The organism is Micromonospora sp. DT227 (assembly GCF_049841835.1).
In the GTDB taxonomy this organism is placed as follows: Bacteria; Actinomycetota; Actinomycetes; order Mycobacteriales; family Micromonosporaceae; genus Micromonospora.
This window is the reverse complement of record NZ_JBNCLA010000008.1, coordinates 108,976-123,822: the sequence shown is the minus strand read 5'-3', so window position 1 is coordinate 123,822 and position 14,847 is coordinate 108,976. Positions and strand designations below refer to the sequence as shown.

Genomic DNA, 14,847 nt, shown 5'->3' with positions numbered 1-14,847 from the left:
AAGTTACTGAAGCGCCGGGGACACCCGTGCCCGGCTACCGGCCCAGTGGCCGGCGGCGAACCAGCCCGGACGCCGCCGCCGGCCCTCACCCGCCAGACGGAGGGAGGTGGAACCAGAGCCACTCGCGTGGCCCGGCTCCCGCGCGACACGCACGACGGACGCCAATTCCCAATCGTGCGTGTGTGCATCTCAGTGGGGACGGGGGTTGCCCTCCCCCGTCCCCACACTAAACCCCCGTTGTCGACGGCAAAAGAGGCCGACGGGACAGGCGTGACACGCCACCCGGACGGCCTTTCTCGCTATCTGCCCCACTCTCGCCGCTCGCCCCCAGCCCCCGAGCGACACCCGCCCACCCCATTCCGGCCGCCCGCCGGCCGCGCCGCCGCCCGCGCCGCGACCGCCGGATTCGAGGCCGGCCGCCTCCGGCCTATGCTGGGAGCGCTCCCGGCCCCGGGCGGCCCGTCACTTCGAGGAGAAGCCTCATGTCGTTACTTACCCGACGGCGCCTGCTCCGCCGCGCCGCCCTGTCCGCCAGCGCCGCCGGCGCGGTCCGGACCGGGCTCGCCGGTGCCACCGCGGCCGGGGTCGCCGCCACCACCGCCCTCGGCGGCTGCGACAGCCCACCCGAGCGGCGCACCGACTCGGAGCCGGACCGCGGGCTGCGCTTCCCGCCCAACTTCGGCTGGGGCGCGGCGACCTCCGCGTACCAGATCGAGGGGGCCGCCAAGGAGGACGGGCGGGGTGAGTCCGTCTGGGACACCTTCAGCCGCACCCCGGGACGCACCCGCAACGGCGACACCGGCGACGTCGCGGCCGACCACTACCACCGGTACGCCCAGGACCTCGACCTGATGCGCGACCTGGGGCTGCGCAGCTACCGGTTCTCCATCTCCTGGCCGCGCATCCAGGCCGACGGCTCCGGCCGCCCGAACCAGCGTGGCCTCGACTTCTACCGCCGGATCGTGGACGGCCTGCACGAGCGCGGCATCGCGCCGATGGCCACGCTGTTCCACTGGGACCTCCCCCAGGCGCTCCAGGACACCGGCGGCTGGGAGAACCGGGACACCGCCGAGCGCTTCGCCGACTACGCCGACGCGGTGTTCCGCGCGCTCGGCGAGCGGGTGCCGGTCTGGCTGACCATCAACGAGCCGAAGACCGTGGTGCAGAACGGCTACCTCACCGGCCACCACGCCCCCGGCCACCGGGACCCGGCGGCGGCGTACCTGGTCGCCCACCACCTCCAGCTCGCCCACGGCCTCGCCGTGCAGGCGCTGCGCGCCTCCGGCGTGCCCGGGCGCATCGGCCCCGCACTCAACCTGCACCCCTGCTACCCGGCCGACGAGAGCGCCGAGGCGGCCACCGCGACCCGGCTCTACGACGGCTACGAGAACCGCCTCTACCTCGACTCCGTCTTCAAGGGCGAGTACCCGCGGGACGTGCTGGCCGACCTGGGGCCGGGCAGCCGGATGGCCCGGGGCATCCGGGACGGCGACCTGAAGATCATCTCCAGCCCGGTGGACCTGCTCGCGGTGCAGTACTACACCCCGATCTACGTCACCGGCAGCGGCGACACGATCCAGAAGTGGCCCACCTCCGAGGCCGGCTGGCAGCAGATCTACCCCGAGGGCCTGTACGACACGCTGACCCGGGTCACCCGCGACTACGGCCGGGTGCCGATCACCATCACCGAGAACGGCCTGCCCTGCCCGGACGCCCCCGGCCCGGACGGCACCATCGACGACGCCGGCCGGGTCGCCTTCCTGCGCGACCACTTCGCCGCCGCCCACCGGGCCATCCGGGACGGGGTGCCGCTGGAGAGCTACCACGTCTGGTCGCTGATGGACAACTTCGAGTGGAACGAGGGGTACGAGGAGCGCTGGGGCCTGATCTACGTGGACTACCCGACCCAGCGGCGGGTGTTCAAGCGCAGCGCCCACTGGTACCGCGACGTGATCCGCCGCAACGGACTCTAGGCGGGCGTGGCCCGGCCGGCGGCGTCGCCGGCCGGGTGCCCGGTCAGCGCGGAAGCGCCTGGTTCGGCTCAGCGGGGCAGCGCCTGTTGCAGTTCGGCCCGCAGCGCCGGGGTGAGCATCTCACCGGCCTGCTTGGCCAGCCGCGCCATCTCGTAGCCGACCACACCGATGTCGGCGTCGCCGCCGGCCAGCGTGGCCAGGATCGAACCGTCCCGGATCTGCATCACCAGGAAGTAGCCGCGGCCCATCTCGACCACGGTCTGCTTGACGACGTCGCCGTCGAACATCTGGGCCGCGCCCGCGGTGATGCTCATCAGGCCCGACGTCACCGCGGCGAGCTTGTCCGCGTGGTCCCGCGGCAGGTGCGCGGAGAGCGCCACCAGCAGCCCGTCGGAGGACACCACCACGGCGTGCGCCACACCCGGAACCCGCTCGACGAACGCGTTCACCAACCAGCTCAGGTCCCGTGCCTCCTGGCTCAACGTCGTCACTGTCGTCGTCCCCCTTCGTCACGCGGCAGGTACATCTCGGTCGTCTCCTCGGCCTCGGCCCGGCGCACCCCGCCGTAGAAGCGGGACAGCATACCGCCGACCGCCTCCGGGTCCGGCTCGTGCCGTACCGCCGCGCGGTCCGGGCCGGCCGGCGAGGAGACCGCGGCGAGCTGGGCCATCGGCACGCGTACCGGCAGGCCGCGCTCGTTGGTCCCCCCGGTGACCGGCGTCCGGGCCGGCGCCGGCGTCACACCGAGCACCGACGACGTCGGTCCCTGGCGGGTGAACCAGCCGCCGTCGGCCGCCGCCGGAACGGCCGGGGCCAGCACGTCCTCGGCCCGGCCGGGCACCGGCCGGGGCCGCGGGGCCACGCGGGGCGGGCCGGCGGGCGCGAGCGCCGGCGGGCCGGCGGGCGCGGGCTCCGCCACGTCGCCGAGCGGCCGGCCGGTCAGCGGCGACACCGGCAGCGCCGGCTGCGGCGACTGGCCCGAGTGCGGCGACGGACCCGGCTGCGGCCGGAGCAGCGGCGACACCGGGTGCCGACCGGCCACCGGCAGCTCGGCGGTCGCCGCGCCGAGCGCGCGGGACGCCGCGGCGGCCTGGCCGGTCAGCATCCGCGCCGGCACCGGCGGGTCCAGCCCCGGCGCGGGCGCCTCGGCCAGCAGGTGGCCCGGGATCCGGACCCGGGTCACCAGGCCCTCCCGGCCGGCGCGCAACTGCACCCGCACCCCGTGCCGGGCGCCCAGGTGGCTCACCACGAACAGGCCCATCCGCTCGGAGGCGGAGACGTCGGCCGCCGGCGGCGCGGCCAGCACCGCGTTCGCCTCGGCCAGCGCGACCTGGCTCATGCCGAGCCCCTGGTCCACGATCTCCACCAACGCGCCCGGTCCGTCCGGCCCGACCACGACCCGCACCGCCGTGTCCGGCCGGGAGAACGCGGTGGCGTTCTCCAGCAGCTCCGCGAACAGGTGCACCAGGTCACCCACGGCGTGCCCGACCACGTGCAGGCCGGCCCGGTTCTCGTGGCGCACCCGCTGGTACTGCTCGATCTCGGCGCTCGCCGCCAGCAGCACCGCGCCGAGCCCCACCGGGCGGTTCCACCGCCGGGTCGACTCGGAGCCGGCGAGCACCAGCAGGCTCTCGTCGTTACGGCGCATGCGGGCGGCGAGGTGGTCCAGCTTGAACAGGTTCTCCAACTGGTCCGGGTCGCTCTCCTCACGCTCCAGGTCGTCCAGCAGCTCCAACTGCCGCTCGACGAGCACCTGACTGCGCCGGGCCAGGTTGACGAACATGGCGTTCACGTTGCGGCGCATCATCGCCTGCTCGACCGCGACGTCCACCGCGCTGCGGTGCACCGCCACGAACGCCTCCGCCAGCTCGCCCAGCTCGTCCTGGGAGTCGATCACCGCCGGCGGCACGTCGATGCGGTTCACCGGACGGTCCATCACCCGCAGCCGCTCCAGCGTCATCGGCAGCTCCACCTGCGCGATGCGCAACGCCTGGCCGCGCAACTGGCGCATGGCCCGGGCCACCGACCGGCCCACCAGCAGGGAGATGAGCACGGCGACCAGGAGCACCGTGACGATGCCGCCGGCCACCAGCAGCGTCTCGCGCAACTGCCGGGCGCTCGCGTCGTCGGCCCGGCCCACCGCGTCGTCGACGATCTCGCTCTCCAACTGGCGGAACAGCTCCTGCCGCTGCTCGGTGGCCGCCCACCACTGCGGCGCGGACAGCAGCGCCGGCGTCGCCTCGCCGGTGGGCAGCGTCTGCTCCTCCAACCGGGTGGCCGCGACGAAGGCCGGATCGACCGACGTCCGGTCGTAGCGGCGGATCTGCTCGGCGGTCGCCGCCACCCGGAACGCGCCCAACGCGGTGAGCTGCTGGGCCCGCAGGTCGCTGAGCGTCACCTGGGCGTCCGGCTCGTACCGGCCGGCGCGGGCGGCAGCGTACAGCTCGGCGCGGATCCGCGAGGACAGCTCCTTGACGCGGGCGAGCTGCACGTACCGCAGCACCGCCTCGGTCAGCGCCCGCCGCCCCTCCCCCGGCGACGGTTCGGCCAGCAGGTTGAGCAGCGCCGCGACGGCCCGGTGGTAGTTGCCGAGCACGGTGTCGCCGGAGAGCACCGCGGGCGGCACCGCGGCCCGGATGTTCACCACCTGGTCGTACGCCTCCAGCGCCTCCGAGTAGGAGACCCGCCAGGCGGCGTCCGCGTCGGCCAGCGGCTCGGCCGCGGTGCGCAGCTCGTCCACCGCCCGGTCGGTGGCCTCCTGCAACGGCCGCAGCGCGGCGACCGCGGCGTCCCGGTCGGCGCCGGTGCCGGACCGGCGCAACGCGGCCAGCTCACCGGCGGAGCGGTCCCGCTCCTGCTGGAGCCGGTCGACCACAGCGGTGATCTGCCGGCCGATGCCGACCTGCTCGGCGAAGTCGCTCAACGTCGTGGTCTGCCCCACCAGCCCCCGGGTCTGCACGCCGGCCAGCACCAGGAACGCCACCGAGGGGATCACCAGCACCGTGGCGAGCTTGGTGCTCAGCCGCCAGTCCCGCAGCCGGAACCCGGAGCGCCGCCGGTGCGGCGGTGGGGCCGCGCCGCGAACCGGGTCGGGACCTGCGCCCACACTTGCCTCCTCGTCCGACTCCACCACGCCGGGGAGCGGGATCCATCCAACCAGGCCGACGGGCGGTGTCAACGCCCGCCCGGACGGCATGAGCAGGACGGTCAGCGCGTCGGGGTGGTGCCCGGCTCGTCGGCGTACGACCGGTCGACATCACCGACGCCGCCGATGCGGGCCGCCTCCGCGACCCGCCCCAGGGCCACCAGCGCGGCGCCGGTCGCCCCGATCTCCGAGTTGCGCTGCCACCGCACCGTACGCGGGACGAGCACCTCGGCGAAGGCCGCCCGCCACCACGGCGAGGCGGTCAGCGCCCCGCCGCCGAGCACCACCTCCATCGGGTCGGCGACACCGGCCTCCAGCAGCGCGAGGTCGTCGGCGACGAGCCGGCACAGCCCACCCATCAGGCCGGCGAGGAGGTCGACAGCGGTGGTGCCGAAGCTCAACCCGCCCAACTCACCCGACCCGGCCGGCGCCGTGCCCGGCGGCCGGTCGCCGCCGAAGCGGGGATTGACCCGCAGCGTCCGGGCGCCGCCGGCACGGCGCAGCGCGGCCTCCAACTCGTCGCCCTCCGGCAGCCGCAACTCACGGCTCGCCCAGGCGAACAGGTTCCCGCCGCTGGAGTACGCCGCCCCGGTCACCACGTGGTCGTGGTCGACCCGGTACCGCCAGAGCTGGTCCGGCAGCGGCGGCAGCTCCGCGCCGGCCGGCACGGCCTGGATCACCCGGACCGCGGCGGACGTGCCGACGGTGACCGCGGCGCGGGACTCGTCGACACAGCCGGAGCCCACGTTGGACGCCGCGCCGTCGCCCACCGGCGCCGCCCACCGCGCCTCGGCCAGCTGCGGCCAGCGCCGCGCGTGCTCCGGGTTCAACCGGCCGTGCCAGCCCGCCGGGGCCAGCGACGGCAGCCGATCCGGGCGTACGCCGGCCAGCGCGCACGCCTCCGCGTCCCAGTCCAGGCGGCGCAGGTCGAGCAGGCCGGTGCCGGAGGCCAGCGACATCGACATGGGCGCGTCGTCGAGCAGCGCGCCGAGGACGTACTCGGCCAGGCCGACGAAGCGCGGGGACACGTCGCCCCCGCGTTCCCGCAGCCACGGCAGTCGTACCGACCAGTAGCAGCGGTGCCACCAGGTGCCGGTGCGCCGATGGTAGTCGTCCGGGTCGGCCGGGCCGGCGCCCCCGACGGGCGGCGTCGGCCGGGTGTCCAGCCAGGTCAGCACCGGACCCGACGGGGTGCCGTCGGCGGCCAGCGGCAGCACCGAGTGCCACTGCGCGGACGTCGCCACCAGCCCGACCGCCCGCAGGTGCCCGCCGGCGGCCAACTCGTCGAGGCACTCCACCAGGCAGGCCAGGTAGCCGGCGCCGTCCAGCGTCCCGGCGCCGTCGTCGCCGGTGGCCAGGCGCACCTTGCGACGGGCCAGCGCGCCCGGGCGCGGTACCGCGTCCGCGTCCAGCACCAGCCCGCGTACCGACGAGGTGCCCAGGTCCAGAGCGAGAATGTCCATCGCCGGTCAACCTACCCGGCGCCGGCGACGACTCCGATCGGGTTCCCCCGCCCCGAGCGCGCATGGCGGGGCCGATCGCGGGTAGGCCGAAGGACGACCGGTGGTCCGGACGGGTTCGAGAGCCCCCGTCCGGCCACCGGTCACCCGCGCGCCGGGCCGGTCAGCCGGCCATGCCCCGCTTCAGCGCGGCCCCCATCAACACGGCCCGCTTGGCGGTGAGCGCGGTGGCGGCCAACGCGACGTGGTCCGGGGCGACCTCGCCGTTGTTGCTGGTGTGCGACGCGCCGTACGGGTTGCCGGCGACGAACTGGCTCTGGTCGGTGTAGCCGGGCGTCACCACGATGCCGCCCCAGTGGTAGAAGACGGTGTAGAGCGACAGCAGGGTCGCCTCCTGACCGCCGTGCGAGGTCGCGGTCGAGGTGAAGCCGGTGTAGACCTTGTCGGCCAGCGCGCCGTTGGCCCACAGCGGTCCGGTGGTGTCGATGAACTGCTTGAGCTGGGCGGCGATCATGCCGTACCGGGTGGGCGAGCCCATGATCACGACATCGGCCCAGGACAGGTCGTCCGGCTCGGCCTCCATCACGTCCTGGGTCTCCAGCCGGTGCGCCTGCCAGCCCGAGTTCGACCGGATCGCCTCGTCCGGCGCCAGCTCACGCACCTTGCGCAGGCGCACCTCGGCACCGGCCTCCTCGGCCGCCTCGACCGCCGCCCGGGCCATCTGGTAGGTGATGCCGGTCGCGCTGTAGTAGATCACCGCGACCTTGACCTGGCCATCCATCAGAGCTTCTCCTTCGCGATTTCGCCGGTGAGCTTCGGCGACTACCCGTTGTTTGCCACGTCAAACGTCGGCCGTGCCATGCTCGACCGGTGGAGATCCGTACCGCGACGGCAGCCGACTGGCCGCTGATCTGGCCGTTCCTGCACGACATCGTGGCCGCCGGGGAGACGTACACCTGGCCGCGTGACGTCACCGAGGAGCAGGCCCGCCGGCAGTGGATGGCGACGCCGCCCGGGCGGACCCTGGTCGCGGTCGACCCGGACGGCACGGTGCTCGGCACCGCCCGGCTGGCGCCGAACCAGGCCGGCCCGGGCGACCACGTGGCCAACGCCGGCTTCATGGTCGCCCCGGCCGCCGGGGGCCGCGGCGTCGGCCGGGCGCTCGCCGAACACGTGCTGGACGCGGCCCGCGCGGACGGCTACCGGGCCATGCAGTTCAACGCCGTGGTGGCCAGCAACACCCGCGCGGTACGCCTGTGGCGGTCGCTGGGCTTCGACGTGGTGGGGGGGGGGGGGGGGGGGGGGGGGGGGCCCCCCCCCCCCCCCCCGACGGGTACGTCGACCTGCTGGTGATGCACCGCCGGCTGGACTGACCACGGCTCAAGATTTGCGCAAGTTCGGCGGGCAACCGCGCTCCCGGCCGGCCGCGCCGGGGATCCTGGTCAGACCGGCGCCGGCCGACCGCCGCCCCCGCGCCGGGAGCCTGAACGGGGGATCGCGCTCCGTCGGCAACGACGCCGGCGCAGCGCGATCAGGGGTGCCGTGGTCAGCGCCGGCGCAGCCGGGTGCGGCTGAGAACCAGGTCCGCCGCGGCGGTGAACGATTCGACGGGCGACGTCACCCGGAGCTGGTAGAGAAGCGCCTCCGGCGAGTTCGTCCGGGTCTTCGCGAGATAGCCGTACTCGTCCACCACCTCGCTGTCGGCGCACTCGGCGAACGCGACGCAGGCGGCGATGCTCAGCACCTGGGACGCGGGATCGTGCTGCGACGTCACCCAGACGAACACCCCCGCCTCCGGGTCGTCGACGCCCGGCAGGAACTCACTGAGGCTCAGCAGCGCGCCGGCGCGCCACTCGGGAATCTCGAGAAAGAAGTCGACGTCGGCGCCGAGGCCGGCGGGTTCGGCGACGCGGTCCAGGGCGTCCGCCGGCAGCGGCACCCCGGGCCCGCCGCGCCGGCGCTCCGCGGACGCCTCGACGACGCGGACGGGCGGCGGGGCGTCCGGCTGGCCGAGCAGGTCGGCCAGCCGGACGCGGGTGAGATCGACGGCCTCGTGGAGGGTGAACCGACGGTTCACCCGTAGGTGCCACTCGATCGCCATGCCGCAAACCCTAGCTACAGGACCCGGCGAGGCAATGGATCCAGCCGGTGGCGGTCTTGATGTAGACCTCCTTCACGATGCCCTGCCGGGTGATGTCCCTGATCGCCGGCCCACCTTCGATGAAGCTCTGCAACCGGGCATGGTCGAGCTTGTCCGCCCGGACGTAGACGATCGCGTCGCGGTAGTTCGCGTTGCGCAGCTGGGACTCGGCCTTCGACAGGTGCTTGAGCACCGCGCTCGGGCTGACGCTGTCGGTGGCCTTCAGGCTGGTCGGTACGCCGTCCAGCCAGCCGTCGATGCCGGGGGTGTCCCGCACCGGCTGCCCCACGAACTCCTTGCCGCCGACGTGGTTGCCCAGCTCGTGCGCCTGGGCGATCTCCACGTCGTTCATCTTGCCGGTGTTGGTGACCTTGCAGGCGCTGGTGTTGTGCACAAGCGCCGACGTCCGACCGACCCCGACGTAGTAGGTGTGCAGCTCAGCGACGGTCAGGTTGTGCACCCGGGTCGTCACCGTACGGCGGCTGACCTGCTCGACCTGCACCGACGTGCCCGCCGCCGTGCGCAGCCACTGGCCCCGGTGCAGCTCACCGGCGGACACCCAGGCGTTGCGCGCGGGCACCCAGAAGGGGTGGTTCTCGGTCGCGGTGACCGTCGCGGTCGCCCGGCCGGCGGCCCCGTCGACGTCCAACCGGATTCGGACGAGGTTCTTCTCGCCCTCGCTCTGGATGGTCCGGGTGATCTCCCTGGCCCCGGTCACCCGCCCGACCGGGTCGGTGGCCAGCACCCGGTCACCGATCCGCAGCTTCTCGATCGGCTTCCGGCTGCCGTCGGCCAGCAGCACCGGCGTGCCGGGCAGGAAGCTGCTCGCCTTCTTGCACGCCTTGCTGCCGAACTGGTACAGCTCGCGCAGCAGGTCCACGCCGCGTTTGCCGCCGCCGATCCAGCCGACCACCGGAATCATCCCGGCGAGCGACAGCAGCGCGCCCTCCGTGTCGCCTTCGAGATAGGCGATGAGCGCGTCCACCGCGTCGCACGGCTCCCCCACCACGGGGATGAACCCGCAGATCGTCAGCACGAGCTGCCCGACGAGCTTGCCCTCCTCGGCGTCCTTCTGGTCGAAGTACTTGACCACGCCATCACAGAGCGGACCGTGGCCCCACTGGATCGTGCACCAGTTGTCCTCGCGTTCGAGCGCGCCGAGCAACGGGTTGTGGCACATCCGGTTCAGGTGCATGTAGAGGTTGCACTCGACGCTGCCCGGGTCCGTCTGACCGGCCGTACGTCGGGCCTCGGCCTCCTGACGTTGCAGGGCCACCACCGCCTGGAACGCCTCGGTCGCCGCCTGCCGCGCCTCGGCCGCGCTCCGGCCGGCCTCCTCGGCCGACGCCTTCGCCCGCGCCGCGGACTGCTGCGCCGCCGCGGCGTAGTTGGCCGCGCGCCGCTCCGACACGGTGGCCGCCGCGGCGGACTGCTGCGCGGCCTGCGCGTCGCTGCGGGCCCGGGCCGCCGCGGCCTGGGCGGTCGCCGCCGACTGCGCGGCCGCGGCGGCGGACTGCTGCGCCGCCAGCGCGGACTGCTGCGCCTGGTCGGCGTAGCCCTGCGCCGCCGCGGCCGACAGCTCCGCCTGCCGGGCGTACTCCGCCGCCTCGGCCGCCGCCGACCGGGCCCGGGCCGCGGCCTCGGCCGCCCGGGCCGCGTCCACCCGCGCCGTGGCCGCGTTGCGCGCCGCGTCGGCGACGAGCGCCCGGACCTTGGCCACGTGCGCCGTCGTCTCCTCGTCCCGGAGACGGGCCTTGTACTGGCCGGCGTCGATGAAGTGCCGGAGCGCCGCCCGAGGGCCGGAGAGCGCGATGGTCGCCGCGGCCTTCACCTCCGGGCCACCCGCGGTCATGATCTGACCGACCCGGATCCGGTCGTCCTGCTCCGCCGCGTCGTAGCGGCCGGACCGGAGGAACTCGTGCCGGTCCTGGTCGGTCCCGTTCAGCGCGGCCTCGGCGGCCGTCTTCATGGTGGACCCACCGGTGGTGATCAACTGACCGATGAGGATCCGGTCGTCGTCGGCCTTGCCCGGGTACGCCCGGGTGCGGAGGAACTCGCGCACCTGCGCGTCGTCACCGGCCAGGGCGGCCACCGCGGCGGTCTTCGCCGCCGGCTTCGTCGCGGTTTCCGCGAGGTGGCCGACCACCGCCCGGTCGTCCTGGCCGGCGGCCAGCGGCAGCTCGGTCGTCAGGAACGCCCGGACGTCCAGCTCCGAACCGGTGAGCGCGCGCTCGGCGGCCGCCCGGGTCCAGGTCCCCCCGGTGGTCAGCAGCCGGACGGCGACCCGGCGGCCGTTGGTCAGCACCACGTCGGCCGGCGCGTTCGGCGCGGTGGCCTCGGCCAGCCAGCGGCGGGTCTCCTCGTCCCGCTGGGTCTCCTGCGCCTCGTCCCAGGCCGCCTGCGCCAGGCGGGTCTCCTCCTCCTTGCGCTCGACCTCGGCGGCCATCACCCCCTCGGCCGTCATGGCCGCCAGCCGCTCGACGTCCGCCTGACGGGCCGCCGTCTCGACGTCCCGTGCCTGGTTGGCGTACTTCTCCGCGTCCTCCGCGGCCTTCATCGCGTTGACCGCGTGCTGCGTGGCCATCTGCGCCGCGTAGGCCGCCTCCCCGGCGTGCGCGGCGGCGTCCTCGGCCGCCGCGGCGGCGTTGTCCGCGTGGGTGGCCGCCGCTCGCGCGGCGGTCGTCGCCTGGCCGGCCGCGGTCGCCGCGCGCCGCGCCTCGGCGCTGGCCGCGTTCGCCGCCCGCTGGGACTCCTCCGCCTTGGCACGCGCCCGGGCCGCCGCCTCCCGCGCCCGCGCCGCCTCGGCGGCGGACACGTTCGACTGACCGGCGGCCTGCTCGGCCGCGTCGGCCGCCAGCTTCGCGTTGGCCGCCGCGCTCGCCGCCGCGGTGCCGGCGTTGCCGGCGGCGACGGAGGCACGCTGGGACGCCTCGGACGCGTCCGCCGCCTTCCGCGCCTGCTTCGCCGCGTCCCGGGCGATCCGGGCGGCGTCGCGGGCCTGTTGTGCCTTGGTGGCGTCCCCCGCCGCCTTCGATGCCGCCGTGTTGGCGCGGGAGGCGGCGTTCCCGGCGAGCGCCGCCGCCTGCGCGGCACGCGCGGCGGACGCCGAGGCGACCTTCGCCGCGGAACTCGCGGCGTTCGCGGCGCCGATCGCGCGTTGCGCCGCCGCGGCGGCACGACCGGCGGCGGACGCGGCACGCGAGGCCGCCGCCGCCGCGTCCTCCGCGGAGTCCTTCGCCGCCGCGGTCTCGGCCGCGGCACGCTGCGCGGCCTCCTTCGCCAGCCGGGCGGACTCCACCGCACGGTCGGCCGCCTGCTCGGCCTGGAGCGTCTCCTGCGCGGCGAGCCGGCCGGCCTCCTGGGACAGGTCGGCGAGCTGGGTGACGGTGAGCATCTCCTGGTCGCGCGCGCGGGCCACGTGCTGCCCGTACAGCAGGAACTCCCGGATGTCCTCGGCCGTGCCGTTCAGCGCGGCCTGCGCGCCGGCCCGGACGTAGGGACCACCGCCGGTGAGGATCTGCCCGATCCGGATCCGGTCGTCGATCTCCCGGGCCTCGTACTGACCGGTGCGGAGGAACTCGGTGATCGCGTCGTCGGTGCTGTTCAGCGCCGCCTGGCCGGCGCGCTTCACCTCGTTCCCACCGGCGTTGATCACCTGCCCGAGGCGGATGCGCTCGTCGACGGCGAAGGCGGCCTCCCATCCGCCGTTGAGGAACGCGCGGCGGTCCTCGACGGAACCGCCCAGCGCGGCCACCGCCGCCTGCTTCATCGTCGGGCCGCCCAGGCCCGCGTACTCCTCGACCCGGACCAGGTCGTCCTGCTGGCGAGCGGTGAAGTAGCCCTCGTCGAGGAAGTCGGCGACCGCGTCGTCGTCCCCGACGAGCGCCTCCGCCGCCGCTCGCTCCACACTGGCGCCGCCCGACTTCAGCAGGAGAAGCGCCCGGAGCCGGAGTTCACCCGGCTCCGTCTCGTCCGCCGCGTACGACGGGCCGGGCACGACGAGAAACGCGGCGAGCAACGTCAGGACGAGGCTGGTCGCCAGCCCTGCCCGCCTTCGCACCGCACTTGTCCGCCGGATACCACTGGGTCTTGCCGACACGGTCCCTCCCCTGGAACTGACGCGTCAGAGCAGCGAGCACACGTCGCTGCGGATGGCGAGAAGGAGGGAGCCGACCTCGGCGTGCGAGGCCGGCTCCCGGTGGTGCGTCAGTTGGCGGTCGGGAAGCGAAGCTCGAGCAGCGTCGCCGTGCCCCGGGACTGTCCCTCGCCGACGGGCTGCCACTCGCCCGGGTCGACCTGCTCGGTCTCGACCACGGTCGGGTCGTCCTTGACTTCGACCTTCGCGTCGACCGTGTTGGTCGAGTCACCCCGGACGAAGTAGACCATGGGGATCTCCATGGTGAGGTAACCGCTGGCGCCCTTCGCCTTGAAGCAGAAGTTCTTGCCGGCGGGCAGGCTGAAGTCGTTGCTCTGCACCAGGATCAGATCGGCCGGCGGGTTGTTGGGAGTCGCGCCGCAGTCGGCCAGCACGATGTGCCCGTCGCCCTTCAGCAGCTTGATGCCCCGCTGGGTGAGCACCTGCGCGGCGCCCGGGTAGGTGAAGTCCTCCTCCAGGGAGGGCTGGGTGTCGACCGCGGCCGACGAGGACTGTTGCAGGGCCACGACGGCCAGACCGAGTGAGAGCGTTGCCGCGACGGCACCCGCCTTGAACGTGCGAGACGACACTCGCCTTACCCCCGTATCACGTGGAAACAAAATAGCGGTGAGGCGACGACAGGTCGCCGCATCACCGAATGTCACCGCCAGCACACCCGGTGCCGTCGGCGGCGGAGTCATCATTCCACAGGTCGATCGATGTGTGGGGGCACCTCCGGCGGGGGTCCGGCGTCCTAAGCTGACCGTCCACCTGTCGACGGGAGGCCCGCCGTGACCGTACGCCTCACCCGCGCCGAGGCGCTCGCGCTGCGGATGACCGGCCTGCTGCTACGCCCGCACCCGGTCGCCCGGCCGGAGCGGGTGGCCGACGTGGTCGAGTGGTTCGGCGCCATGCAGGCCCAGGACGCGGCCAGCGGCCTGTGGTCGCTCGGCGTACGCCTGCCCGGCCGCACCCGCGACGACGTCCACGCGGCGCTGGAGCGGCGCGAGGCGTTGCGCACCTGGCCGATGCGCGGCACGGTGCACCTGGTGCCGGCGCGGGACGCGCACTGGATGCTGGCGGTGACCGGGGTCCGCGCCCTGGCCGGATCGGCGGCCCGGTGGCGGCAGCTCGGGCTGACGCTCACCGACGGGGACCACGCCGGCGACGTGCTCGGCGCGGCGCTGGGCGGGGGCGGCCGGCTCACCCGCACCGAGTGCCTGGCCGCGTTGCGCGCCGCCGGGCTGGACACCACCGGCCAGCGCGGCTACCACCTGCTCTGGTACGCGAGCCAGCGCGGCATCACCTGCATCGCCCCGCACGTCGGCACCGAGCAGACGTTCGTGCTGCTCGACGAGTGGGTGCCCGACCCGCACCGTCCGGAGCGGGACGAGGCGCTGGCGTTGCTGGCCCACCGTTACGTGCGCGGCCACGGCCCGGTGACCCGGCACGAGCTGGCCCGCTGGAGCGGCCTGACCGTCACCGACGCGACCCGGGCCGTGACGCTGGCCGGTGACCTCCTCGCCCCGGTCGAGGTCGACGGTGAACCCGCCGTGGTCGACGCCGCGCTGCTCGACACCCCCCGCGAGCCGGTCGACGACCTGCACACGCTGCCCGGCTTCGACGAGTACCTGCTGGGCTACCGGGACCGTTCGCTGATGCTCGACCCGGCACACGCCGCCGCCGTGGTGCCGGGCAACAACGGCATGTTCCAGTCCACCGTGGTGCGTGGCGGCCGGGTGGTCGGCACCTGGCGGCGGACGCTGGGGGCGACCACGGTGACCGTGACGGTGCGGCAGCTCGTCCCGTTCGACGCCGAGCTGCGCGCCCGGGTGGACGCGGCCCTGGCCCGCTACGCCCGCTTCCTCGGGCTGGCGCTGCGTCACTCCTGGTGACGCCGCGCGGTGGCAGCAGCCCGGCGGGCACGGTGGGCCGGCACGGCGCGTCCGCCCGGAGACGGCGGAGGGGCCGACGGCACCCGCCGCCGGCCCCTG

10 protein-coding genes are annotated in these 14,847 nt (G+C 74.8%); 3 read left to right on the top strand and 7 right to left on the bottom strand.

Translation table 11 applies throughout. The features are described from left to right. Positions 1-482 precede the first annotated feature (482 nt). Positions 483-1,973, top strand: a complete 1,491-nt coding sequence (locus ACLQ2W_RS25220; protein WP_425789200.1) for a GH1 family beta-glucosidase — start codon at positions 483-485, stop codon at positions 1,971-1,973. Positions 1,974-2,041: 68 nt separating this feature from the next. Here ACLQ2W_RS25220 and ACLQ2W_RS25215 read toward each other — a convergent pair whose 3' ends face one another. The 4 genes from ACLQ2W_RS25215 to wrbA all read right to left on the bottom strand — a co-directional run bounded on the left by ACLQ2W_RS25215 (position 2,042) and on the right by wrbA (position 7,359). Next, entirely contained in the window at positions 2,042-2,464 is a 423-nt protein-coding gene (locus tag ACLQ2W_RS25215; protein WP_425789198.1) for a roadblock/LC7 domain-containing protein, read from the bottom strand. Continuing rightward, complete coding sequence (locus tag ACLQ2W_RS25210; RefSeq protein WP_425789196.1) at positions 2,461-5,079, bottom strand: sensor histidine kinase; 2,619 nt, start codon at positions 5,077-5,079, stop codon at positions 2,461-2,463. Before ACLQ2W_RS25210 ends, ACLQ2W_RS25215 begins: the two co-directional genes overlap by 4 nt. 101 nt (positions 5,080-5,180) lie before the next feature. Further along, a complete protein-coding gene (locus ACLQ2W_RS25205; protein WP_425789194.1) occupies positions 5,181-6,581 on the bottom strand; it encodes an FGGY family carbohydrate kinase in 1,401 nt (466 codons plus the stop codon). A gap of 160 nt (positions 6,582-6,741) precedes the next feature. Next, positions 6,742-7,359 (bottom strand): NAD(P)H:quinone oxidoreductase, encoded by a 618-nt coding sequence (gene wrbA, locus ACLQ2W_RS25200; protein ID WP_405090270.1) that lies wholly within the window; start codon positions 7,357-7,359, stop codon positions 6,742-6,744. 89 nt (positions 7,360-7,448) lie between these two features. On the opposite strand from wrbA, the gene ACLQ2W_RS25195 reads away from it, so the two are divergent. Next, the gene (locus ACLQ2W_RS25195) at positions 7,449-7,931 is read left to right on the top strand and encodes a GNAT family N-acetyltransferase (RefSeq protein WP_425789191.1); all 483 of its coding nucleotides are present in this window, start codon (positions 7,449-7,451) and stop codon (positions 7,929-7,931) included. Between the two features lie 193 nt (positions 7,932-8,124). On the opposite strand, the gene ACLQ2W_RS25190 is transcribed toward ACLQ2W_RS25195, so the two are convergent. The 3 genes from ACLQ2W_RS25190 to ACLQ2W_RS25180 form a co-directional block, all read right to left on the bottom strand. Beyond that, the gene (locus ACLQ2W_RS25190; RefSeq protein ID WP_425789189.1) at positions 8,125-8,679 is read right to left on the bottom strand and encodes a hypothetical protein; all 555 of its coding nucleotides are present in this window, start codon (positions 8,677-8,679) and stop codon (positions 8,125-8,127) included. 10 nt (positions 8,680-8,689) lie between these two features. Beyond that, on the bottom strand, positions 8,690-12,778 hold the full coding sequence (locus ACLQ2W_RS25185) for a polymorphic toxin-type HINT domain-containing protein (protein WP_425789187.1): 4,089 nt from the start codon (positions 12,776-12,778) through the stop codon (positions 8,690-8,692). A 146-nt stretch (positions 12,779-12,924) separates the two neighbouring features. Then, positions 12,925-13,443: a hypothetical protein gene (locus ACLQ2W_RS25180; protein WP_425789186.1), complete on the bottom strand. Its 519-nt coding sequence runs from the start codon at positions 13,441-13,443 to the stop codon at positions 12,925-12,927. 201 nt (positions 13,444-13,644) lie between these two features. On the opposite strand from ACLQ2W_RS25180, the gene ACLQ2W_RS25175 reads away from it, so the two are divergent. Next, the gene (locus ACLQ2W_RS25175) at positions 13,645-14,748 is read left to right on the top strand and encodes a winged helix DNA-binding domain-containing protein (protein WP_425789184.1); all 1,104 of its coding nucleotides are present in this window, start codon (positions 13,645-13,647) and stop codon (positions 14,746-14,748) included. Positions 14,749-14,847: the final 99 nt, after the last annotated feature.